Annotated in this window: 20 protein-coding genes and 1 pseudogene; 8 read left to right on the top strand and 13 right to left on the bottom strand. The window is 66.2% G+C overall.

Translation table 11 applies throughout. The annotated features are described in order from the left end of the window. Positions 1 to 6 precede the first annotated feature (6 nt). Positions 7 to 771, top strand: a complete 765-nt coding sequence (locus ACOGI7_RS04885; RefSeq protein ID WP_419850793.1) for an amidohydrolase family protein — start codon at positions 7 to 9, stop codon at positions 769 to 771. Here ACOGI7_RS04885 and ACOGI7_RS04890 read toward each other — a convergent pair. Then, entirely contained in the window at positions 768 to 1619 is an 852-nt protein-coding gene (locus tag ACOGI7_RS04890) for an enoyl-CoA hydratase/isomerase family protein (protein ID WP_419850794.1), read from the bottom strand. The genes ACOGI7_RS04885 and ACOGI7_RS04890 overlap by 4 nt on opposite strands. Continuing rightward, complete coding sequence (locus ACOGI7_RS04895; RefSeq protein WP_419850795.1) at positions 1612 to 2229, bottom strand: nitroreductase family protein; 618 nt, start codon at positions 2227 to 2229, stop codon at positions 1612 to 1614. The genes ACOGI7_RS04890 and ACOGI7_RS04895 overlap by 8 nt, the downstream gene beginning before the upstream one ends. Positions 2230 to 2354: 125 nt before the next feature. On the opposite strand from ACOGI7_RS04895, the pseudogene ACOGI7_RS04900 reads away from it, so the two are divergent. Together ACOGI7_RS04900 and ACOGI7_RS04905 are read left to right on the top strand one after the other, a co-directional pair. Beyond that, positions 2355 to 2567, top strand: a pseudogene (locus ACOGI7_RS04900) (Rdx family protein); the annotation flags it as partial. A gap of 38 nt (positions 2568 to 2605) precedes the next feature. Continuing rightward, positions 2606 to 3868, top strand: a complete 1263-nt coding sequence (locus tag ACOGI7_RS04905; RefSeq protein WP_419850796.1) for a cytochrome P450 — start codon at positions 2606 to 2608, stop codon at positions 3866 to 3868. A 33-nt stretch (positions 3869 to 3901) separates the two neighbouring features. Here ACOGI7_RS04905 and ACOGI7_RS04910 read toward each other — a convergent pair whose 3' ends face one another. Beyond that, complete coding sequence (locus ACOGI7_RS04910; RefSeq protein ID WP_419850797.1) at positions 3902 to 5104, bottom strand: acetyl-CoA C-acetyltransferase; 1203 nt, start codon at positions 5102 to 5104, stop codon at positions 3902 to 3904. A 72-nt stretch (positions 5105 to 5176) separates the two neighbouring features. Next, positions 5177 to 6895 (bottom strand): N-acyl-D-amino-acid deacylase family protein, encoded by a 1719-nt coding sequence (locus ACOGI7_RS04915; protein WP_419850798.1) that lies wholly within the window; start codon positions 6893 to 6895, stop codon positions 5177 to 5179. A gap of 126 nt (positions 6896 to 7021) precedes the next feature. On the opposite strand from ACOGI7_RS04915, the gene ACOGI7_RS04920 reads away from it, so the two are divergent. The 4 genes from ACOGI7_RS04920 to ACOGI7_RS04935 all read left to right on the top strand — a co-directional run bounded on the left by ACOGI7_RS04920 (position 7022) and on the right by ACOGI7_RS04935 (position 10575). Beyond that, positions 7022 to 8242 (top strand): amidohydrolase family protein, encoded by a 1221-nt coding sequence (locus tag ACOGI7_RS04920; protein ID WP_419850799.1) that lies wholly within the window; start codon positions 7022 to 7024, stop codon positions 8240 to 8242. A 51-nt stretch (positions 8243 to 8293) separates the two neighbouring features. After that, a complete protein-coding gene (locus ACOGI7_RS04925; RefSeq protein WP_419850800.1) occupies positions 8294 to 9775 on the top strand; it encodes an aldehyde dehydrogenase family protein in 1482 nt (493 codons plus the stop codon). A gap of 129 nt (positions 9776 to 9904) precedes the next feature. Continuing rightward, positions 9905 to 10252: a type II toxin-antitoxin system RelE/ParE family toxin gene (locus ACOGI7_RS04930; RefSeq protein ID WP_419850801.1), complete on the top strand. Its 348-nt coding sequence runs from the start codon at positions 9905 to 9907 to the stop codon at positions 10250 to 10252. Next, on the top strand, positions 10252 to 10575 hold the full coding sequence (locus ACOGI7_RS04935; RefSeq protein WP_419850802.1) for a helix-turn-helix domain-containing protein: 324 nt from the start codon (positions 10252 to 10254) through the stop codon (positions 10573 to 10575). The genes ACOGI7_RS04930 and ACOGI7_RS04935 overlap by 1 nt, the downstream gene beginning before the upstream one ends. Before the next feature lie 59 nt (positions 10576 to 10634). Here the strand turns inward: ACOGI7_RS04935 and ACOGI7_RS04940 are convergent, their stop codons facing one another. Further along, positions 10635 to 11471, bottom strand: a complete 837-nt coding sequence (locus ACOGI7_RS04940) for an SDR family NAD(P)-dependent oxidoreductase (RefSeq protein ID WP_419850803.1) — start codon at positions 11469 to 11471, stop codon at positions 10635 to 10637. Positions 11472 to 11563: 92 nt separating this feature from the next. Here ACOGI7_RS04940 and ACOGI7_RS04945 point away from each other — a divergent pair, with 92 nt between their 5' ends. Then, the gene (locus tag ACOGI7_RS04945; RefSeq protein ID WP_419850804.1) at positions 11564 to 12034 is read left to right on the top strand and encodes a peroxiredoxin; all 471 of its coding nucleotides are present in this window, start codon (positions 11564 to 11566) and stop codon (positions 12032 to 12034) included. 31 nt (positions 12035 to 12065) lie between these two features. Here the strand turns inward: ACOGI7_RS04945 and ACOGI7_RS04950 are convergent, their stop codons facing one another. From ACOGI7_RS04950 to ACOGI7_RS04985, 8 genes are all read right to left on the bottom strand, one after another. Continuing rightward, complete coding sequence (locus ACOGI7_RS04950; RefSeq protein ID WP_419850805.1) at positions 12066 to 13007, bottom strand: NADP-dependent oxidoreductase; 942 nt, start codon at positions 13005 to 13007, stop codon at positions 12066 to 12068. A 40-nt stretch (positions 13008 to 13047) separates the two neighbouring features. Next, positions 13048 to 13875: an SDR family NAD(P)-dependent oxidoreductase gene (locus ACOGI7_RS04955; RefSeq protein WP_419850806.1), complete on the bottom strand. Its 828-nt coding sequence runs from the start codon at positions 13873 to 13875 to the stop codon at positions 13048 to 13050. Continuing rightward, positions 13872 to 14843 (bottom strand): LLM class flavin-dependent oxidoreductase, encoded by a 972-nt coding sequence (locus ACOGI7_RS04960; RefSeq protein ID WP_419850807.1) that lies wholly within the window; start codon positions 14841 to 14843, stop codon positions 13872 to 13874. The genes ACOGI7_RS04955 and ACOGI7_RS04960 overlap by 4 nt, the downstream gene beginning before the upstream one ends. A gap of 47 nt (positions 14844 to 14890) precedes the next feature. Next, positions 14891 to 15724 (bottom strand): enoyl-CoA hydratase-related protein, encoded by an 834-nt coding sequence (locus ACOGI7_RS04965; RefSeq protein ID WP_419850808.1) that lies wholly within the window; start codon positions 15722 to 15724, stop codon positions 14891 to 14893. Then, positions 15721 to 18111, bottom strand: a complete 2391-nt coding sequence (locus ACOGI7_RS04970; protein ID WP_419850809.1) for an HAD-IC family P-type ATPase — start codon at positions 18109 to 18111, stop codon at positions 15721 to 15723. Before ACOGI7_RS04970 ends, ACOGI7_RS04965 begins: the two co-directional genes overlap by 4 nt. A gap of 72 nt (positions 18112 to 18183) precedes the next feature. After that, positions 18184 to 19509 carry a hypothetical protein gene (locus ACOGI7_RS04975; RefSeq protein WP_419850810.1) on the bottom strand — a complete coding sequence of 442 codons (1326 nt, stop codon included), beginning with the start codon at positions 19507 to 19509 and terminating at the stop codon, positions 18184 to 18186. A 47-nt stretch (positions 19510 to 19556) separates the two neighbouring features. After that, positions 19557 to 20294 (bottom strand): NUDIX hydrolase, encoded by a 738-nt coding sequence (locus ACOGI7_RS04980; RefSeq protein ID WP_419850811.1) that lies wholly within the window; start codon positions 20292 to 20294, stop codon positions 19557 to 19559. Continuing rightward, positions 20291 to 21130, bottom strand: coding sequence for an SDR family NAD(P)-dependent oxidoreductase (locus ACOGI7_RS04985; protein ID WP_419850812.1), 840 nt, complete (start codon positions 21128 to 21130; stop codon positions 20291 to 20293). Before ACOGI7_RS04985 ends, ACOGI7_RS04980 begins: the two co-directional genes overlap by 4 nt. Positions 21131 to 21236 lie beyond the last annotated feature (106 nt).

The raw sequence follows: 21236 nt of genomic DNA on the forward strand, positions 1-21236 counted from the left end.
AGCCGGGTGCTCGTAGTGGACACTCATACTCACGTGATCTCCGACGACCTTGAGAAGTATCCGCTCCAGGTTGCCGACTATCCGGGGGTGGAGTGGGTGTACGAGGCTCCGGTGACCGGCGAAGAGCTGTTGGCCGAGATGGCCGCGGCCGGAGTGGACCGGGCGGTGCTGGTGCAGGCCCAGGGTGGCTATGGCACGGACAACTCCTATGCGCTGGACGCACGGGCGGCCTATCCCGGTTCGTTCAGCGCGGTGGTGATCGTCGACGAACCTGCCGAGCTCGACCGGCTGGCAGCAGCCGGGGCGGGCGGTGTGCGGTTTTTCGCCATTGGCGGAGGAGGACCGCTGCACGATGAGGCCACTTGGGACACCGCGCGACGACTCGGCCTGCGGGTGAGCGCGGCCACGGTGCCTGAGTATCTGCCTGCACTGGGTGAGGCTCTGGCTGCCCATCCTGATGTGATCTTGTCTCTCGACCACTGCGGGTTCGCCCCCGAGACCATCGGCGACTATGCCCACCTGGGGAATCTCTATCTCAAAGTCACTCCTCATGTGCTGGATGCGGGCGATCCGACAGTCATGCTGGAGCGGCTGGCCGAGCAGTTCGGCCTCAACCGGCTCATGTGGGGATCGGACTACTCCCAGACCCACGACCGGCCCTATAGGGAACTGGCTGATCAAGCCCGGGCGGCCTGTGCTGGGATGACTCAGAGCGAACAGGCCCAATTCTTGGGAGGCACTGCCTTGGCCCTTTGGCCGGAACTGGGCTAGTCGATCCCCAGCATCTGGTCGATCACCGCAGCCATGGCGGCGGGGTCGCGCTCGGTTTCGCGGGTTTGGCCGCCAGCGTCGAGGAATCGCTGCATCAGCGGTACGTGCTGACCGGTGGCTGAGCAGGCCATCATGGCCTGGGTCTCGGCCAACAACCCCGGCTCCACCGGACCCAGCGCGGCGTCCACGGCTTGTTTTGCCTTGGCTATTGACAACCTCGGCGAGGCGGCGATGCGACGGGCCACTTGGGCAGTGTGGGCCCGGAGCTCATCGGAGGGCAGCACCCGGTTGACGTAACCGATGGCGGCAGCCTCCTCGGCGGTTACGTCGTTGCCCGACAAGACGATCTCCAGCGCCCGGCTGCGGCCCACCAATCGGGCCAAACGCTGGGTGCCGCTCGCCCCAGGAATAATGCCCATGGCCACCTCGGGCTGGCCCAACACGGTGCGAGGTCCGGCAAAGCGCATGTCGAGCGACAAAAGGAACTCCGAGCCGCCGCCCCGGGCGACGCCGTCGATCATTCCGATGGTGGCCACCCCCATGGTGCGGCAGCGGTCGAACGTGGCCGCGGCGAAATTGGGCTCGGTCGGCACCTCGTCGGGTGCCTCCATGGCCAAGATCTGCTCCACATCGCCATGCATCAAGAAGAACTCGGGGTCGGCACTTTCGAACACCAAGACGTGAACCTGCTCATCAGCCTCAACCGAGTCGAGCAGCCCCATGAGCCCGCCGATCAAGAGGCCGTCAACGAGCTGTTTGGGGGGATGGTCGATAACCACCCAGCCGACGCCATCGGTAACTCTCAAAGAGAAGGGGCCAAAACTCTGCCCACTTGTTTGGTCACTCATTGTGATCCTCCCACTGGTTCCAATACGCCACTTCTGACAACGGCCGACGGCGGACGGGGCCGAAGGGCACCGCGGGCCAACCCATCGGGATGCCGCACACGATGTGGACGTCGTCGGGGATGCCCAGCACGTCGCGAACCTCGTCGGCCCGGAAGGTGTGCAGCGTGGTCAGCACCGTGCCCAACCCCAGGCTGCGGGCCGCCACCAGGAGGTTCTGCACCGCGGGGTAAATCGAATGGCTCACCCCCCGCTGGGTGGAGCACACGATTATGAACACCGGCACGTCGCCGATCTCACGGGCGAATTTGGCGGCTTTCTCGACGACTCCGGTTTCCTGGCCCCGCAACCACTCAGTGCCCGCCGCCGACGGGTTGTTGTACGACTCCTGCTGGGCTTCGAGATAAAGCTCGGCCAAACGGCGGCGCTTCTCATGATCAGTGACCACCACGAATCGGGCGAACTGCCCGTTGATGGCGCTAGGGGCCCGGATGGCGGCGTCCAGCACTTTGGTGATCAGCTCATCGGGCACCGCATCGGGCAAATAGCGCCGCACCGCCCGCTGGGTGTGCATGGCCTCGAACACGCCGACCTCGGCGGCTGCTTGGTTCATGGGCTCCGACAGTAGCGGTCGCAGAAATGTGCGGGTTGTCGTCAGCCCAGCGATAGCCTGCACCCATGGCGCAAAAGCACCGCATCAAGATCACCTATTGAGTTCCTTGAAACTTTTCCGAGCACGCCGTGAGCGCTGCCAAGGACTTGCTACAGAGCTACCAGCACATCATCGAGGATCTGACCTTGGTGACCGGCGCATCGGGCATCTTCGACGTCGAAGTCGACGGTGAGATGCTCTTTTCCAAAGACGACTGCATGCGACACGCCGATGTCGGCGAGGTGCTGAAGCTATTCGCCGAACAGTACGCCGAAGGGGTGCTGGTCTACGGCTCGTAGCTGTCCGGACCATCCGGGCGGGCCACTACGCTGCGGGCGTGGACGCCGAGGCAGCAGAGGTCACGATCGACATCGATCATCAGACACCGGAGTTCGTTGCCGGTCGCCATAGCCGCTACGACGAGTTGCGGGCGCGCTGTCCGGTGGTGTTCAACGAGCACTACGGCGGGTTCTGGATGGTCACCGACTACGAGTCAGTGGCCCAAGTAGCCCGAGACAACGAGACGTTCGCCCACAAGTACGAGCCCGACGCCCCCGACGGCATCTCCTACATGGGCATCTGCGGGGTGCCCCGCCCGGGCTACATCCCCCGCCAAGGGGTGTCTGAGATCGATGGCCCCGAGCACGCCGACCTGCGGCGGGTGCTGAACCCGCTCATGACCATCAACGCAGTGGAGAGCAACCGCCCCCGCATGGAGGCGGTGTCGGCATGGTTCCTCGACGAGATCGTCGAGTCGGGCGAAGCCGACTTAGTGCTTGACTACACCACGCCGGTGCCCGCGGTGCTGACGCTGGAGATGATGGGCATGGTCTCATCCAACTGGCAGCACTACGCCGACTTCTTTCATGCCACCTCGTCGTATGAGCCCACCGACGAGCGGTACCTCAGTGCGATCGCCCATCAACCGGACATGTGGGGGGAGCTTCGCGACTTCGCCGCGTTCCGTCGAGACAACCCAGCTAACGATGTCACCACTGCGTTGGTGTCTTCCCCGCTGGATGGCCGGATGCTGGACGACGACGAGATCACCGCCATCATGTGGAACCTTGTGGCGGGCGGCCTGGACACCACCACCTCGCTGGTGTCGTGGGGCCTGCACCACCTTGGCACCCATCCCGAGGACCGCTCCCGGCTCATCGAGAATCCGGGCCTGATCCCTGCCGCGGTGGAGGAGTTCTTGCGCCACTACAGCCCCAGTGAGACCCTCACCCGCACCGCCACCCGTGACGTGGAATTGGGCGGCCGTCAGATCCGGCGGGGAGACATCGTGTTCATCAGCTGGGTGACGGCCAACCACGACCCTGCCATGTTCGATGCCCCCGACGAGGTGCGCATCGACCGCGAGGTGAACAAGCACTTGGCGTTCGGGCTGGGCGGCCACCGCTGCATCGGCTCGTCGATTGCCCGCATCGAGTCGGAGCTCATGCTGAGAGACGTACTCGCCCGCATCGGCGATTACGAGATCGACCTCGACGGGTTCAAGCCCTATCCGGGCAACCTGCTGATGACCGGCGTGGTGTCGATGCCGGTCGCGTTTACGCCTGGGGCTCGCACGGGGGCAACCGACCCCTTCGCCTGAGGGCCTACCAGGCCCGGCTGATGGGTGTGGGGTCTAGCTGAGCCGCTCGACGATCATGGCCATGCCCTGGCCGCCGCCCACGCACATGCTCTCGACTCCGATGGTCTTGTCGGCGTCTTCCAGGCCATTGAGCAGGGTTCCCATGATGCGGGCGCCGGTCATGCCGAAGGGATGACCCAGAGCGATAGCTCCGCCGTTCACGTTGAGCTTGTCGTAGTCGATGCCCAGTTCGTCGGCGCTGGGGATGACCTGGGCGGCGAAGGCCTCGTTGATCTCCACCAGATCGACGTCGTCGATGGTCATGCCGGCTCGGTCCAGTACCTGGGTGATGGCCGGAATGGGGCCGAGGCCCATGATCTCGGGGTTCACCGCAGCCACCCCGGAGGCCACGATCCGGGCCAGCGGCTTGACGCCCAACTCGGCGGCCTTGGTGTCGCTCATGACCACCACCGCAGCGGCCCCGTCGTTGAGCGGGCAGGCATTGCCCGCAGTGACGGTGCCGTCGGGGCGGAACACCGGATTGAGCTGGGACACCTTTTCGATCACGGTGCCGGCCCGGATGCCGTCGTCCTTGGTCACCAGCGTGCCGTCGGCCAGGGGATAAGGGGTGATTTCCCGCTCGAAGAAGCCCCGTTCCTGGGCGGCCTCGGCCCGGTTCTGCGACCTCACCCCGAACTCGTCCTGGCGCTCGCGACTCACATTCCAGGCCTGGGCCACGTTCTCGGCGGTCTGGCCCATGGCGATGTAGATATCAGGCAGGCCTTCGGGAGGCTCCCACGCTGGCGAGCCCTCGCCGCTGCGCTCGGCCGAGCGGGCCTCGGCGTCGGCAAACTTGTCGTTCTTGCCACCGCGGTCGGACGCACCGGCGGCGAAGCGGCTCACGCACTCCACTCCGCCGGACACGAACACGTCGCCCTCACCGGCCCGCACTGCGTGGGCCGCCATGCGGATGGTTTGAAGCGACGAGGAGCAGTAGCGGTTGACGGTCACGCCGGGCACGTCGAGGCCGGCCAACAACCCCGACAAACGGGCGATGTTGTAGCCGGCCTCGCCCGCGGGCTGGGCGCAGCCCCACATCACGTCCTCGACATCGGCCCCATCGATCTGGGGGACTTTGCCGAGAACGTCGCCGATGATGAACGCCGACATGTCGTCGGGGCGGACGTCGACCAGCGATCCCTTGACTGCTCGTCCGATGGGCGTGCGGGAGGTGGCGACGATTACTGCTTCGGGCATGGTTGCTCCTGGTTTGCTTTTGGTCGATTGGGATTGGGGCCCTAGGGCCTATCGGGAGGGGAAGTCTGGAGTCTAGGAGAGGTCTACCCGCTCGGTATCTGTTCCGCTGCGGAGGTGCTTGCCCGGTCGGGCGTCGGTGAACTGCCCGTCTCGGACAATCTCCTCGCCGTTGCAGAACACGTGGTCGATGCCGTCGGCCTCTCCGTACAGGCGGGGGGCGCCGGCGGGCAGGTCGGCCACCACGGTGAGGGGCTTGGCCCCCACCTGGGACTCGTCGATCACCACGACGTCGCCGTGCCAGCCCTCTTGGAGCTGGCCCCGATCCTTCAGGCCGTACAGCTGGGCCTGCACGTCGGTCATCAGGTGGACGGCCTCTTCCATGGAGATGAGTTCTCGCTCTCGCATGCACTGGCCCAGCATCGAGGTGGCGTAGTTGGCCGTCATGAACAGGTCGAGGTGGGCCCCGGCGTCGGAGGCGCCGATCACCGCCCGGCCGTCCCGCCAGATTTCCATGCGGGCCTTCCAGTCCTCGGTGGAGGACACCGGCGGCGGGGTGCCGAATGAGGTCTTCAGCTCGTCGGCCACCACGATGTCGCACAGGGCGTCGAACGGCTTCTTGCCCTCGTCCTCGGCGATCTGGCCCACAGTGCGGCCCCGGTACTGCTCGTTCTCGGGAGCGAACGTGTCGAAGATGATCTTGGTGGACCAATCGGCCAGTCCCTTGAGGGGCCCGGGCTGCTGGGCCAGCTCGTCGAGCCGATCGCGCTCGGCCTGGTCGGCCAACAGCGCCATCTTCTCGGCGGGCGGGGCGAGCATGGCGCCCTCCCAGTCGGGCAGGGCGTCGAGCACGAAGCCGCCGGCCATGCTGAGGCGAATCGAGAAGGCCATCGGCACGGTGAGGGCCACCACCTTGCCGCCGTTGGCCTTGGCGTGATCGCTGGCCTCCAGCTTGGTGTAGCACTCGTCGAGGTTGCCCTCAGCCACGGTCATCACGTTCCAGTTGAGCTGGGTCTGGGCCGCCACCGACATGTCAGTCATCAAGTTGATGGCGGCATCGTCGAACGGACCGACGCAGGGAATCAGCTCCAATGAGGTGCCCGGATACTCTGAGCAAACCCGGGCCAGTTCCACCAGCTCCTCTCGGCTGGCGTAGCGGCTGGGCACCATGTTGCCGAACGGATCGTTGTGGGTGCGGGCGTAGGAAGAGGAGAACCCCAAGCCGCCGGCCTCCAAGCCAGCCCTCAGCAGGTCTTGCATCTGGGCCAGTTCCTCGGGGGTGGCTTCCCGCTTGACGCATTCCGGTCCCATAACCACCCGGCGGAGCGCAGAGTGGCCCACCTTGAATGCGGTGTTGATCGAAAGAGTGCCGTCGAATGCGTCGAAGTACTCGGCGGTGGACCGCCAATTCCAGGGCACCCCCACCTGGAGCGACTCCAGGGGCATGCCCTCCACCCGGGCCAGCATCTGCATCAGGTACTCACCGTCGGCGGGATCATCGGTGAGCGGTGCGATGGTGAACCCGCAGTTGCCCCCGATCACGCTGGTCACCCCGTGCAGGGGCGACGGGCTCAGCGTGGTGTCCCAGAACACCTGGGCGTCGAGGTGGGTGTGCACGTCGATGAAGCCGGGGCACACGGCCTTGCCGGCCGCGTCCACCGTGTCGGCGGCCTCAGCCGCGCTCAGATCGCCGATGGCGGAGATTCGACCTCCTTGCAGGCCCAAGTCGCCCCGATAGCGAGGGCTGCCGGTGCCGTCGACAATGTCTCCGCCGGTGATGATGGTGTCAAACATGGTTCGCCCCTAGTGCGCGCTGGTTCGCACGCTCGGCAAATAATCTAGGCGATGCCTGGGTTCGTTGGCGAAGAACCGGTCGTTGAGTGAACGGCCCGAGCCAAAGCATCGGTAAGCTTCCTCCCCATGGCAGAGATCCCCCGCATCATCTCCGTGGACGACCATGTGGTCGAGCCGCCCGACCTGTGGACTGAGCGTTTGCCCCGCAAGTACCACGACCGCTGCCCCCGGGTGGAGCGCGACAAGGCCACGTTCCACTTCGAGGGCGGGGTGTTCAGCTACGAGAAGGGGTCGCCCGACGGCACATGGGGCGACTGGTGGCTCTACGACGATCTGATCTACCCGTTCCCCAAGCTCTCGGCGGCCATCGGATTCGAGCCGCTCACCAATACCCCGGTCACGTTCGACGAGATCCTTCCAGGGTGCTGGAAGCAGAAGGAGCGCCTCGAGGATATGGAGGCCAACCACGTAGAAGCCTCGATCTGCTTTCCCAATGTGCTGCCCCGGTTCTGCGGCCAGACCTTCCACGAGCGGGAGGACAAGGAGCTGGCCCTTTTGTGCGTCAAGGCATACAACGACTGGATGATCGACGAGTGGTGTGCCGGCGACGGCCAAGGGCGCCTTATCCCGCTGACCATCATCCCGCTTTGGGACGCCCACCTCGCCGCCCAGGAGATCCACCGCTGCGCTGACAAGGGCAGCTTCGCGGTGGCATTCTCCGAGAACCCCTATCACCTGGGCTTGCCGTCGATCCACGACCCCAGCGGGTTCTGGGAGCCGTTCTTCGCCGCCTGCGAGGAGACCGGGACGGTGGTGAACATGCACATCGGCTCCTCCTCGAAGATGCCGACCACGTCGCCCGACGCGCCGTTCGCGGTCAGCTCCACCATCACCTTCAGCAACGCCATGGGCTCGATGTGCGACTACATCCTCTCCGGGGTGTTCGAGCGGTATCCCGGCCTGCGGGTGGCCTACAGCGAGGGCCAGGTGGGGTGGATGCCCTATGTGATCGAGCGCATGGACAAGCTGTGGGAAGAGCGGATCAACGACGATGACGGCGATTTTGGGGTGAACCTGCCCAACCCGCCGTCGTCTTACATCGCGGGCCACGTGTGGGGCTGCATGTTCGACGACGAGGTGGGGCTGCGGAATCGCGACCTGATCGGCATGGACCAGATCACCTTCGAAGTGGACTACCCCCATGCCGACTCCACGTTCCCTCACACCAAAGAAATCGCCACCAGGATCGTCACCCAGGCCGGACTCGATGATGAGGAGGCCTACAAGCTGCTGCGGGGCAACGCCATCGAGCTGTACAGCCTGGAGAAGTACGGAATCGCCGCGTAGCCAAGCTAGCCGCTTGGAGCAGCGAGCATTCCGGCAAGGGGGGAGATGGCCATGGCGCTGGCCGAAATGGAACCGCTGAACGTCGACGAGGAGTATCGCCTGCTAATCGGAGGCGACTGGGTGACCCCGGAGGCGGGGACCTACGAGATCGTCGATCCCAACACCACCCAGGTGATCGGCCACGCCCCCGAGGCGTCCGTCTCCCAGGTGAACGACGCTGCCGCCGCGGCCAAGGCGGCCCTGCCGGGCTGGCGGGACACGCCGATGGCCGAGCGGTGTGCCCTCTTGGGCCGGGCTGCTGACCTGATCGACGAGCGGATCGGCGGCCTGACCGGGCTGCTTCAGGGGGAGACCGGGGCCACCATCAACATCACCGAGGCGGTGCAGCTACCCGCGTGCGGTGACCGGTTCCGCCAGTACGAGATTCCGGTGGACCTGGACGAGTCAATGGCGCCCTACCCGGTGGAGGCCAACCCGCTGGGACCGGGCGGCTTGGCCGGTGCCCATGTCATCCGCCAGCCGGTGGGGGTGGTGGCCTGCATCACCTCGTACAACTTCCCGCTGGTCAACGTGTCGGGCAAGGTCGCCCCTGCGCTGGCTATGGGCAACACCGTGGTGATCAAGCCGGCGCCTCAGGATCCTCTGGCCATGATCAAGGTGGTGGAGATCATCGAGGAGGCCGGATTTCCCCCCGGTGTGGTCAACATCATCACCGGGTCGGGGGCGGCGGCGGGGGCCGGACTCGTGGGATCGCCCGACGTGAACATGGTGAGCTTCACCGGTTCGTCCGCGGTGGGGGTCAAGATCATGAGGGCCGGAGCAGCCACCATGAAGCGCCTGCTCATGGAGCTGGGCGGCAAGGGGGCCTGCGTGCTCACCGACGACTGCAACGTTGACGCCGCGGTGGGGGCCATCGCCTCGGTATGGGGGCTCCACAGCGGGCAGATCTGCACCGCGCCCACCCGGGTTATAGTCCACCGCTCCCGCTACGACGAGCTGGTGGACAAGCTGACCGCGGTGGCCGGGATGCTCAAGGTGGGCGACGCGCTCGACCGGGAGACGATCGTCGGACCGGTCATCACCGAACTGCATCGCAACCGGGTGGAGCACTTCATCGCCGGCGGCGTGGCCGAAGGGGCCACCATGCTGTGCGGCGGTGAGCGCCCGGACTTGCCCGGTTACTTCGTGGCCCCAACCCTGCTGGCGGATTGTGAGCCAGGTATGCGGGTGGTGACCGAGGAGATCTTCGGGCCGGTGGTGGCGGTAATGGCCCACGACGGCGACGACCACGCTGTGGAGTTGGCCAACGACAGCCACTACGGCCTGTTCAGCTACGTGTTCGCCGACAGCCCCGCCCGAGCCTTCGAGATCGGCCAGCGCATCGAGTCGGGCAACGTCGGCATCAACTCACTGGCCCCCCACATCCACGCCCCCTTCGGCGGCTTCAAGATGAGCGGCATCGGCCGCGACCGAGGCGTCTACGGCCTCCACGCCTACAGCGAACTCCAAGCCCTCAGCTGGGTGTCTAGCTAGCTCCTGTTAGTGGCCGACGCCTGGGCCAGTAGGCTTGGGGGGTTATCGGCCTTGTGAGGCCCGTGCTTCGGCCTATCCGGCCCCTCGAATAACAACTTGTAGGTTGTATTATCCGGAAGTAGGGTCCAAATGTGGGAGGTCGAGTACACCGACCAGTTCGAGATTTGGTGGGGCAAACTGGTTGTAGGCCAACAGCGCCGGATCTCAGCGGCTGTCGATCTGCTCATACGCGACGGCCCCAGCCTCGGTCGCCCCTATGTGGACACCGTCGCCCGCAGTCGGCACTCCAACATGAAGGAACTGCGGGTAAGTACACTTCGGATTCTTTTTGCCTTCGACCCGCTGCGGAAAGCGATCCTCTTGTTGGGCGGGGACAAGTCCGGGCAATGGACCAGGTGGTACCCACGGGCAATCCGTCGAGCTGATGACCTCTATGACCAGCACCTGGTATCCCTGCGAGACGAAGGATTGATTTGATGGCCAAGAAATTCAAAGACCTCGCGGCACCCCTCTACGCCGATCCCAAGTCTCGGGAGCAAATCGAGCGGCACAAGCGGGACATGGAAGCCGAGCTATTCGCGTGCAAGCTGGTCGATCTGCGCCAAGATTTGGGGATTAGCCAGACCGATCTGGCCGAGCGGCTAGGCATATCCCAGGCTGGTGTCTCCAAGCTAGAACGGTCCACCGACCCCAAGCTCTCCACAATGCGCAAGCTCACCGAAGCCCTCGGAGGAACCCTGCACATCGAGGTGCGCGTCGGAGACCGTTCCATCGAACTCGGCACGGAGGCCATTGAGTAGACAGAGCCACTCGGAGCAGCCGAGTGAAAATTGCCACAGGCGGGTGGTTTGAACGGCTCCTAGACGGGGCGGTGGCCGCCGGGGTACGGGGTGGTGGCGTCGAGGGTCATGACGGTGAGGCCTAGTTCGTCGAGTAGGGAAAGGCTGGATAGGATTTCCCCGCAGCGGTCGATGGGGCAGTCGCACAGGGCCACGGCCGCCTCCACCATGGCCTCCATCGACTCGATTTGGTCGGGTCGTAGGATATTTCCCACCAATTCATCGGCCCCCTCGGACAACACCGCGGCTTGGGGCTCGATGGTGTTGATGCGGATGTTGCGGGGGTGCAGTTCCACGGCCAGTGCGCTGGTCATGCGGTTCAGGGCCGCTTTGGTAGTGCCGTAGAACCCGAACACGCCTTTCACGCCATCAGAGGGGAACGGCGGGCCGACGGCCAGGTTGGCGGTGGCGCTGGAGAGATTCACGATCCAGCCCTCTCCGGAGGCTTCCATGTCGGGCAGCACCGCGTCGATCAGGTCGTGGGGACCCAGCAGGTTGATCTCCAGCATGAGGCGGCGCCGCTTCAGCGGATAGCCAACCATGGGCTGGTAAATGGCCGCGGCGGCGTTGTTGACCAGAATGTCGATTGGTCCCAGCGCCTCTCGAGCCTGGTGCACGATGGTCGCTCGGCTTTCGGCATCGGCCAAGTCGGCCTGGATGGCGATGTGGGTGCCGGAATGGGCGTTGAGCTCGGCCAGGGTCTCGTTGAGCGACCCGGACAGGGTGGGATGGGAATCCAGTGTTCGGGCGGTGATGGCCACATTGGCCCCTTCGGCAGCCAGTCGTTTGGCGATGCCCTTGCCGATACCCCGACTGGCTCCAGTGACGATGGCATTTTTGCCCTCGAATCGATTCATGGCGAGCATCCTAAGTTCACAGGCCTTCACACCTCGCAGTGAGGCGCTTCCAACTGCCCTGTCTCTGGCCGCCGGTACTAGGGTCGCCACTCATGTTGAGTGAAGGAACGAAGGCTCCAGAGTTCACTGCGCCGGATCAGGATGGGAACGATCTGTCGCTGGCTGATCTGCGGGGGAATTGGGTGGCGTTTTGGTGGTATCCGAAGGCTTCTACCAAGGGTTGAACGATTCAGGGACAGGGATTCCGTGATCGAATCTCCGAGTTTGAGGCCCTGAACGCCGTAGTGGTGGGGGCATCGTTCGACTCCGTGGAGGACCAGAAGGGCTTTGTGGATGGCGAGAGCTTCCCGTTCGCGCTGATCTCCGACCCCGACCGGGCTGTCGGGCGGGCCTATGACGCCGAGAGGGCCGAGGGCGAGCCTTACTTCGAATATGGGCTGCCCCGGCGGATCAGCTACCTGATCTCACCCGACGGCATGGTGGCCAAGGCCTATGACCTTGAGGGTCAGGACTTGGCTGAGCACGCCGCCGTGATTATCGGCGACATCAAGGCGCTGAGCTAAGGGCTTAACGCCAAGGGCTCCGAGGGGCCAGCTAGAACTCGATGACCCAGCGGCCTCGAGTGCCCCCGGCTTCCAAGCGGGCGTGAGCCTCTGAGGCGTTCTCCATGGGAACGGTGCCGGCCACCCGCAGGGACACCTGGCCGTCTTCGGCCTGTTGGCGAAGGCGGTCGAGGCGGGCGTAGTCCTTGTCGTATGCGAACACCCAGGTGATGTGAAACTGGATGCCTCGCTCTTCGTTGCCCGGCCATCCCCGCACCGAGGCGAAGCCTCCGCCGTCGCGCACCGCGGCCACCAGCGGCTCCATCTGCACCGACCCATCGGCCAGGCCGTCCACGCCGTCGGGGGCGTGCTCCCGGATTCGGTCAGCCACGTCGTCGCCCCGGCGCACAATCACGTCGGCGCCGAACGAGGCCACCAACTCCTCGTCTGCCTCGGAGGAGTCAGCGATCACCCGCAGGCCGTCGGCCTTGGCCAGCTCCACCATGTAGCCGCCGTAGCACCCGGCCGCCCCGGTGACCGCCAGCGTCTGCCCGGGCTGGAGGTTGAGCTGGTCGAGGCTGAGCCGGGCGGTGAGGCCGTTCATGGGCAGGGTGCTGGCCTCGGCGAACGATGAGCCTGCTGGCATCCGGGCCACTGATTCCGCCGACAGCACCACATATTCGGAGTAGGCCCCGTGCGATCCCATGGGCACCACCATGGCCATCACATGATCGCCCACTTGTAGGTCGGTTTGGGCGCCCTCTCCGATCTGGTCCAGCACCCCGGCCACGTCCATGCCCGGGATATAAGGCGGCGGCCCGGTCTTGGCCTGCTGCTCGGCCCGAGTGCCGGCCCTCACATGGGTGTCGGTGGGGCTGACCGCGGTGGCTCGTACCCGAATTCTTACCTGGCCGGGACCGGCCTCGGGGGTGGGCAACTCCACCACCTCCAGAGCCTCCGGCCCGCCGTACTCAATGACTCCAACTGCTCGCATGGGCCGACAGGCTACCCGGCTCCTGGCTGACCGCCTGTGCTCAGCTCTGGGCGCGGGCGGCCACCACGTCGGTGAAGTCCACGAACGAGCGCAGAGTGTGGCCCCCGTCAACGGTGATGAACTGGCCGGTGGTGAAGCTCGACTCCGGGCCGGCCAGATAGCGGATGGCCCCGGCAATGTCGTCGGGACGGCCGATGCGCTGGAGGGGCTGCTGTTCGAGGTACTGGGCCACCACGGAGTCGTTGTTCGCCAAGCCCTGGGTAGTGTCGGTTGCGGTCAACCCCGGGCGCACCGCGTTGACTCGGACATTCCGGTCGCCTAGTTCGTCGGCGGCCACCCTGACAAGAGCGTCCACGCCAGCTTTGCCCGCGCAGTATGGGGCCAAGAAGCGACAGGATTGGATGGCAGAGGTGGACGACACCGCCACGATAGAGCCTCCTCCGGCGTCGGCCATGTGGCGTCCGGCGTGCTTGATCATGATGAATGGGACCACCACGTTAAAGCTGACCGTTTCGGCAACCTGCTCCGGCTCGTAGTCGAGCACCGCGGCCATGACCCCTCCGCCGGGCACCGATACCGCCATGTCGAGCCGACCGGCGGGCTCGGCGGCCAGCGACACCGCGGCCAAGATTTGATCGCTGTCGGTGGCGTCGCAGGCCGTCCAGCGGATCGAGCCGCCTGATTCGGCGGCCAGCGGCCCGAGCTCGTCGGCAACCTCCTGGAGATGGCCCGCGTTGCGGCTGGCGATCACCACGTGGGCGCCGTCGGCCACCAGCAGCCGAGCCGTGGATCGGCCGATGCCGCCGGCACCCCCGGTGACTAGGGCGGCCATACCGGCCAGCGGCAGATTCTCAGACGGGTTGCTCATAGGTCGGCTACTCCTTCGCGCACCGCAGTACACAGCAGTTCGGTATGGCGATGGGCCAAGTCGTCGGGCATGCTGGCGATGCTGGTCCAGCAGTAGGCCTCCACCATGGGGATGCCCTCCGACAAGCGGCCCAAATGGGCTATGGCCTCGTCGGGGGTCAACACCTCCATCGGGGAGATGACCCCCATGGTGCTGCGCCGCTCCCGCAGCTTTTCCACCGTGAGCGGGCTGGGGGTCTTGCCGGTGCCCGATGCCCCCGCGGCCCGGTAAGTGTTGAGCTGCCAGGCCAGGTGGGGGAGGATGCGCTCGTAGGCTTCCTCGGGATCGTCGGCCACCACCATGCTCACCACCCCGGCCATCTTGGCGATACCCGGATCGTGACCGCCCTCGGTCAGGCCCTCGGTGTAGGGCTCCAGCGAAGCCGGGTTGATCGACAGCAGGCCGCAGCCCAGCCGTCCGGCTCGGCGGGCGCCCTGAGGACCGTTGTAGCCCAACCAGATGGGGAAGGGGTGCTGCACCGCCGGCGGGGTGACGACGCCGCCGTCCATCAACTCCCGTACCTCCCGCACCCGTTGGTCGGTGGTGGTGTAGCGCTTGGACAGGTCGGCCCCGTAGGCCTCGAACTCGTCGTACACGTAGCCCGCGCCCAGCCCCAGATCGATCCGGCCGTTGCTGATCTGGTCGGCCACCGCGGCCTCCTCGGCGATCTGCGGAGCGAGACGAAGCGGAGCCAGCAGCACCGCGGTGCCGATCCTGACGCGCTTAGTTCGTGCCGCCACCGCGGCGGCGAAGGTGAGGGGCTGGGGCAGATAGCCGTCCTCGAAGAAGTGGTGTTCGCTGAGCCACACCGAGTCGGCCCCCCACTCCTCGGCCTGCACGGCCAGCTCCAGCGACTGCCGATAGAAGTCGGGCCAGGGCTTTTGCCACTCCGGTGGGTTCCGCAGGTCCATGTAGATGCCGATGCGCATGGCCCGACCCTACTGATCTTCAGCAGTTCTACTCGTCTTGGGTGCCTCTACTCGTCCTCAGTAGCAGCGGGCATCCAGTCGGGCCAGTGGTCGGCCAGGGTGAGTGACCATTCCGGGGGGCGCTTTTCCAGAAAGGCCATGACTCCCTCGGTGGCATCGGGCTGGCCCATGACGTGGAGGTGGATGCGGCGCTCCAGCTCGTTGATCACTCCTTGGTCGCCGGGTGAGGTAGTCCACAGCAGGCGCTTGCTGAGGGCCACCGACACTGGGGCCACGTTGACGGCGATGTCGCGGGCAGTCTCCAGGGCGGTGGGCAATACCTCTTCGGCGGGCAGGGCGGCGGTGGCCAGCCCCATTTGGGCAGCCTCTTCGCCGGTGTACATCTGGCCGGTGAGCAGAATCTCGAGCGCTTTGGCGTGGCCCACGGTGCGAGGCAGGGTCCAGTGGGAGCGAAAGTCGGGAAGCACTCCCCGGCGGTTCTGCACGATGCCCCAGCGGGCGTCGGTGGCGATGTAGCGGATGTCGCATTGAAGGGCCATAGTCATGCCCAGGCCCACCGCATGGCCGTTGATGGCGGCGATGACCGGCTTGCGCACGTCCCAGGGGTGGAACTCCAGGGCGTCAGAGCGGAAGCTGTCGGGGTTGGGGGTACCGAACACTCCTGGTCCGCCGGAAAAGTCGGCCCCCGCGCAAAAGGCGCGGCCGGCGCCGGTCATAACCACCGCCCGCACCTCCTCGTCGCCATCGCTGCGGCGCAGGGCGTCGGCAAGCTCGGTGCCCATCAGCGTGCTGAAGGCGTTGAGCTTCTCGGGACGGTTCAGCGTGATCACCGCCACCCGGTTGTCCACCGAATAGGCGATGTCTTGGTAGTCGTCAGTCACTGGTCCTGGTATCTCCTCAAGGCCCGGGGGATGGTGACCACGCCCGCGCCGGCGATCACCACCGCTGCGATGGTCGGGATCCACATCCATGCCGGGGGCACGTCCAGCTCAAAGAAATTCCGCGCCCATGGCCACACCATCACGATCAGATACGACCCGCCCATGGCCGCGGCCAGGCCGATCTTCCACGGCCGCAGCGGGCGGCTGATCACCACCAAGATCACCAGCCCGACTCCCAACAGGGTGAATGTGGCCACGGTGCGGGCCTCGGGCAGTACTTTGTCCACGTAATCGCCCTCACCGTGGCGGCGGGCGATCTCGTAGACGAAGAAGGATGCCACCGCGGCCAACACCCCGGCGGGGATGGAGAACCGCAGCACCCGGGCCAAGAATCCAGGACGGATCAGCTCGGTGCTGGGGGCCAGGGCCAAGAACAGGCCGGGCACGCCGATGGAGAAGGTGCCCACCAGGGTGAGATGGCGGGGGAGGAACGGGTATTCCACGGTGAAGATGCCCACCAGCGCGGTGAGCAGCACGGCGTAGGCCGCCTTGGTCACGAACAGGTTGGCCACCCGCTCCACGTTGTTGATCACCTTGCGCCCCTGGGCCAGCACCTCGGGCAGGGTGGCGAACGAGTTGTCGAGCAGCACCAGTTGGGCCACCGCCCGGGTGGAGGCCGAGCCGCTGCCCATGGCGATGCCCATGTCGGCGTTCTTCAGGGCCAGCACGTCGTTGACGCCGTCGCCGGTCATGGCCACGGTGTGGCCCCTCGACTGGAGCGCGCCCACCATGGCCTGCTTCTGCTGGGGGGTGACTCGGCCGAACACGGCGTTGTCGGCCAGGGCGGCGGCCATCTCGTCGGTGTCTTCGGGCAGCTCCCGGGCGTCGATGTGGTTTTGGGCATTGGGGATGCCGGCCCGCTTGGCCACGGCGGCCACCGTGGCGGTGTGGTCACCGGAAATCACCTTGAGGTTCACCCCCTGCTCCCGGAAGAAGGCCAGGATCTCGGGGGCGTCGGGGCGGATGGTGTCTTCCAGCAAGATCAGGGCCAGCGGGGTCCGGCTCTCGGGCAGGGTCTCATCGGCCAGCGGCTCAGGGCTTCGGGCCAACAACAGGGTGCGGCGTCCCGCTTCGGCGTGGACCGCCACCTGGTCCATTACCGCGGGGAGGTCGCCGGCAATCACGTCGGGGGCTCCGAAATAGAAGGCTCCATGGCTGCGGAATTCCATAGCCGACCACTTGCGGGCGCTCGAAAACGGGATAGTCCCCACCGGCGACCAGCCACCGGCATCGCTGTCGTCGGGAGCGGGGTAGGCGTCACGCACCGCCAGCATGGTGGCATTGGGGGCCTCGTCGGCGTGGGCCATGGCCCCGAGGGCAGTGGCCACCAGGCTGGGATCCACACCGGGCAAGCTCTCCACGTCGCCGAAGCTGATGTGGCCGGTGGTGATGGTGCCGGTCTTGTCCAAGCACAGCACATCGGTGCGGGCCAGCAACTCCACGGTGGCCAGCTCTTTGGCCAACGCCCGGCGGCGAGCTAAGGCGACTACCCCGGCTACGAAGGAGAGGCTGGTCAGAAGCACCAGCCCGTCGGGAACCATGGCCACCGCGGCGGCCACCGTGCCCTGAAGCGCGTTCTGCCAGCGGTCCTCGGTGTCGAGCAGCACCAATATCAGCAGAGCCGAGGCGGGGGGAATGATGATGATCAGCCAGCGCAGCACGGTGTCGATGCCCCGGCGCAGCTCGCTGTTGACCAGGGTGAAGCGCTTGGCCTCTTCCGACAGCGAGCTGGCGTAGGACTTGGCCCCGATGCGGGTGGCCTGGTAGCGACCACTGCCCGCGGCCACGAAGCTGCCCGACAACAGTTCATCGCCGGGCTCCTTTTCGATGGGGTCGGCTTCCCCAGTCAGCAGCGACTCGTCGGCCTCCAGGCCAGAGGAGGTAAGCACCTCCCCGTCCACCACCACCTGGTCGCCCGGGGCCAGCTCCAGCACCTCGTCGGCCACGACCTCGCTGACCCCGACTTCGGCGACCTCCCCATCGCGCACCACCCGCGCCTTGGGGGCGCTGAGCACCGCCAGCTTGTCCAGTTCGCGCTTGGCCCGGATCTCCTGGGCCACGCCGATGACGGCGTTGGACACCACCACCCCGACGAACAGCCCGTCGCGGGGAAACCCGGCCACCAAGATGGCGGCGAACAGGGCCAGCATGATCCCGTTCACCGGGGAGAACACGTTGGCTCGCAGAATCTGGGACAGCGTGCGTACCGGGGCATCCGGTACCTGGTTGGTGCGTCCGGCGGCCACCCGCTCAGCCACCTGCTCGGCGGTGAGGCCCCGCGCCGGGTCGACTTCGGTGGCCGAGGTTGCGGCGGTGTCAGGAGCCATCAGGCTCCGAAGTTACCGGCTGGGAATCGAGATGGGACGATTCGCCAATGTGAAGGCTGACCACCGAACCGGTCACTGCCAGATGCGCAAAGAGCCCTCGATGGTGGCGGCGGCTACTGACATCGTGCCGTCGGGACGGGTGAGCACTGCGATGTTGGTGGCCAGTGTGCCGCCGAGCGGGCGGCTCCACATGTCCACAGCGCCGTCGGGGCCGTGGCGCACGCCGGCGATGTGCTGCCGGTCGAGCGTGGGGAGGATCACTTCGACATAGCTGTCCCGGTCGACGTCGGCGGCCACGGCCTGCTCGAGGTTCCGGGCGCCGAACTCATGGGACTGGTAACCCGTTCTAGTTGCCACAACCCCTAATCTGCCTCCGCTCAAACTCAAGAACCTCACCGATCCCTGGGCGTCGGGGTAGAGGACTTCGACGATCTCGGTTTGCCCGGTGGGACTGAGCGGCCCCACCGCTACCAGGTGGCGCCAGCCCAACAATCGGTCCACCGGATCGCTGATCGCCACCACACCGCCGCCAGTGCTAGAGGCCACCTCAAACCAGATTTCGCTGTCATTGCTGACGGTGAGCACCACATCGTGGATCCCATCGCCATCCACATCGGCCAGCAGGGGTGCAATGGACTCGATGACGTCGTCTCCAGACTGGTAGATGGTGTCCACCTCGTTCACTCCAACGGTGACCACCACCACTGCCGTGGCCTCCAGATTGTCGCCCAATGCCGAATGGGGGAAGCGGTCGGTGGGCTCGGCCAGCACCAGCACCTTTTCCGGGCTGATTTGGACCACCCGGGTGTCGGGAAGCACTTTGAGCTCGGGACGCCACAGTGTGCCGTCGGGCTCCAGCACGGTGAGCCGCTGGAGGTTGTCCACGTAGGCAGCTCGATTGCCCGTCAGGTACACGGGCACGCTGTTGGGTGACGCGTTGGCCGGTGTGGTGGCCAGTCGCACCGAATTGCCCTGTACAGCCAACACCGGTGGCTGGCCGGGGGCCAGCCGGTCGCCGGGGATGTTGATGGGGGAGGGCTGGCCCCCAATGGGGATCTGATAGCCGTACACCGTTCCGTCGGCCAGGGCAACTGCCCAGACGTCCCCGTCGGGGGTGCTGGTGCCGGTGACCCAGGTCGGGACATCGCCCAGGTTGATGTCCTTGGTGGTGATTTGCTGGATGAACCCGGTGCCCAGCCCCGAGCCGGTGGCCAATCGGTTGCCGTTGGGCTGGTAGACGGGATCGACGTAGATCACCGGGCCGAGGTCGGGGGGAGGAGTGGCGGTGGCGGGGGGCTGTGAGTCGGCCGGTGTGGCGGTGGGGCGATCCCCAGCAGCGGGGCCGTTGGAGCCCGATCCGCAGGCGCCGATGGCCGCCGCGACCACAAAAGCAACCACGGCCAGTGCCCATCTCACTCCCGCAGCTCGACGGAGAACACCTCCGGTCATGTCCGCTCGAACCGCCAGCCCCCCTCGTGCAGGGTGAGACGGTGCCGGGGGCCGGGCGCGCCGGCATCATGGGTGTCGTAGCCGGCATCGCCGTGCCACAGCGACACCGGGACTTTGCCGTCGAGGGCGATGTGGGTCTCGTAGTGGGGGATGTCGTCGGCCCGGCTGTGGGCGGCGGCCAAGGCGTGGTCGACGGTGGGGTGCTCGGCCAGCTCCATCAGGGTGATGAACGTGGGGGGGACCATCTCGACCTCACCCGCCTGGTGGCGGGCCAGGGTGTCGGCCGGTCGCCACCAGGCGTGCTCTTTGATCTCGCCGCCGTCCACGGTGACGGAGCCGGCGGGCGCAGGGGCCAAGAAGAACCAGGTGGCAAACCGCTTGTTGATGGTGGTGGGGGGCACCCAGTGGGAGTAGGGCACCAAGTCGTCGATGGCGATGGCGAGGTCGGCCTCCTCAGCGGCTTCCCGTACTGCCGCGGTCAGGCTGGCAGCGTAGATGTCATCGGGCCGGTCGGCGGGATAATCGTCGTCGTCGACTCGGCCGCCGGGGAATACCCACATCCCGCCGACGAAGCTGAGCTTGGAGCTGCGCCGCATCATCAGGGTCTCCAGTCCTCCCGGGGCGTCGCGCAGCAGCACCACGGTGGCTGCGGCCACCAACTCCGGGGCATTGTCGTCCTGCCCGGCCCAGTCGGAGAACCGATGGCGCTTGCTGCTGTTTTTCTCGTCGCTCACGGGGAATCGCTTCCCATCATCCGGGCTCTGACCTCGGGGTCGGTGACGAACACCGGGGCATTGTCGTCGCCCAGCATGGCCAGTTTCACCGACATGCCGCCGTCTACCGCCAACACCTGTCCGGTGATGTAGCTGGCCTGGGGGCTGAGCAAGAACACCGCGGCGGCAGCGATCTCGGCGGGATGGCCTCGACGCCCCAGGGGGATGGCCCGTTTGGTCGCTTCGAGCGACTCATGATCACCGGCCCGGGGCGTGGTTATGGTGCCGGGGGCGACGGCGTTGACCCGGATGCCGTGGCCGCCCCACTCCACAGCCATGGTGCGGGTGAGCGAGTTGAGCCCGGCTTTGGCCGCTCCGTAAGCAGCCAGGAAGGGCTGGGAGGCCAGGCTGCTCACCGAGGAGACGTTGACCATGGCCCCGCTGGCGCCGCCGTCGATCATGGCCCGGGCCACCGCTCGGTTGAGGAACGCCACATAGCGAAGGTTGTTGGCCATGACCCGGTCCCAGCCTTGGCGGTCGATGTCCACCAAGGGGCCGAAATCATCGATGCCGGTGCCGCCGGCCACGTTGATCAGCCCGTCGATGCGGCCATGGGCGTCGAGCGCGGCCTGCACGATGGCCGCCGGAGCGTCGGGAGCGGTGAGATCGGTCTGGACTTTGACCACCGGGCGGGGGAGCAAGTCGAGCTTGTCCAACTCCTCTGGAGACTGTTCCACAGCGACCACGTTGGCTCCGGCCGCGAGGGCCGCCTCGCAGGAACAAGTGCCGATTCCCCCTCCTCCGGCACCGGCCACGATCACGGTGGCTCCGGTGAGGTCGGCAACAGGGACAGCCATTCCTCTCACACTATGGCCTGTCGCCTCGGCAGCCTTGTCATGGGATATGGCTACAAGTCATTGGCCGGTTATCGACCCTGGCAATATGAGGCGTCGGGAAGCCGGA

This window comes from Candidatus Poriferisocius sp., assembly GCF_965204145.1.
GTDB lineage: Bacteria > Actinomycetota > Acidimicrobiia > Acidimicrobiales > Bin134 > Poriferisocius.

Excerpts from the sequence above, each read along its gene's own strand:
- ACOGI7_RS04890 (WP_419850794.1), bottom strand. The coding sequence starts at position 1,619 with ATGAGTGACCAAACAAGTGGGCAGAGTTTTGGCCCCTTCTCTTTGAGA.
- ACOGI7_RS04895 (WP_419850795.1), bottom strand. The coding sequence starts at position 2,229 with ATGAACCAAGCAGCCGCCGAGGTCGGCGTGTTCGAGGCCATGCACACC.
- ACOGI7_RS04910 (WP_419850797.1), bottom strand. The coding sequence starts at position 5,104 with ATGCCCGAAGCAGTAATCGTCGCCACCTCCCGCACGCCCATCGGACGA.
- ACOGI7_RS04915 (WP_419850798.1), bottom strand. The coding sequence starts at position 6,895 with ATGTTTGACACCATCATCACCGGCGGAGACATTGTCGACGGCACCGGC.
- ACOGI7_RS04920 (WP_419850799.1), top strand. The coding sequence starts at position 7,022 with ATGGCAGAGATCCCCCGCATCATCTCCGTGGACGACCATGTGGTCGAG.
- ACOGI7_RS04925 (WP_419850800.1), top strand. The coding sequence starts at position 8,294 with ATGGCGCTGGCCGAAATGGAACCGCTGAACGTCGACGAGGAGTATCGC.
- ACOGI7_RS04930 (WP_419850801.1), top strand. The coding sequence starts at position 9,905 with ATGTGGGAGGTCGAGTACACCGACCAGTTCGAGATTTGGTGGGGCAAA.
- ACOGI7_RS04935 (WP_419850802.1), top strand. The coding sequence starts at position 10,252 with ATGGCCAAGAAATTCAAAGACCTCGCGGCACCCCTCTACGCCGATCCC.
- ACOGI7_RS04940 (WP_419850803.1), bottom strand. The coding sequence starts at position 11,471 with ATGAATCGATTCGAGGGCAAAAATGCCATCGTCACTGGAGCCAGTCGG.
- ACOGI7_RS04950 (WP_419850805.1), bottom strand. The coding sequence starts at position 13,007 with ATGCGAGCAGTTGGAGTCATTGAGTACGGCGGGCCGGAGGCTCTGGAG.
- ACOGI7_RS04955 (WP_419850806.1), bottom strand. The coding sequence starts at position 13,875 with ATGAGCAACCCGTCTGAGAATCTGCCGCTGGCCGGTATGGCCGCCCTA.
- ACOGI7_RS04960 (WP_419850807.1), bottom strand. The coding sequence starts at position 14,843 with ATGCGCATCGGCATCTACATGGACCTGCGGAACCCACCGGAGTGGCAA.
- ACOGI7_RS04970 (WP_419850809.1), bottom strand. The coding sequence starts at position 18,111 with ATGGCTCCTGACACCGCCGCAACCTCGGCCACCGAAGTCGACCCGGCG.
- ACOGI7_RS04985 (WP_419850812.1), bottom strand. The coding sequence starts at position 21,130 with ATGGCTGTCCCTGTTGCCGACCTCACCGGAGCCACCGTGATCGTGGCC.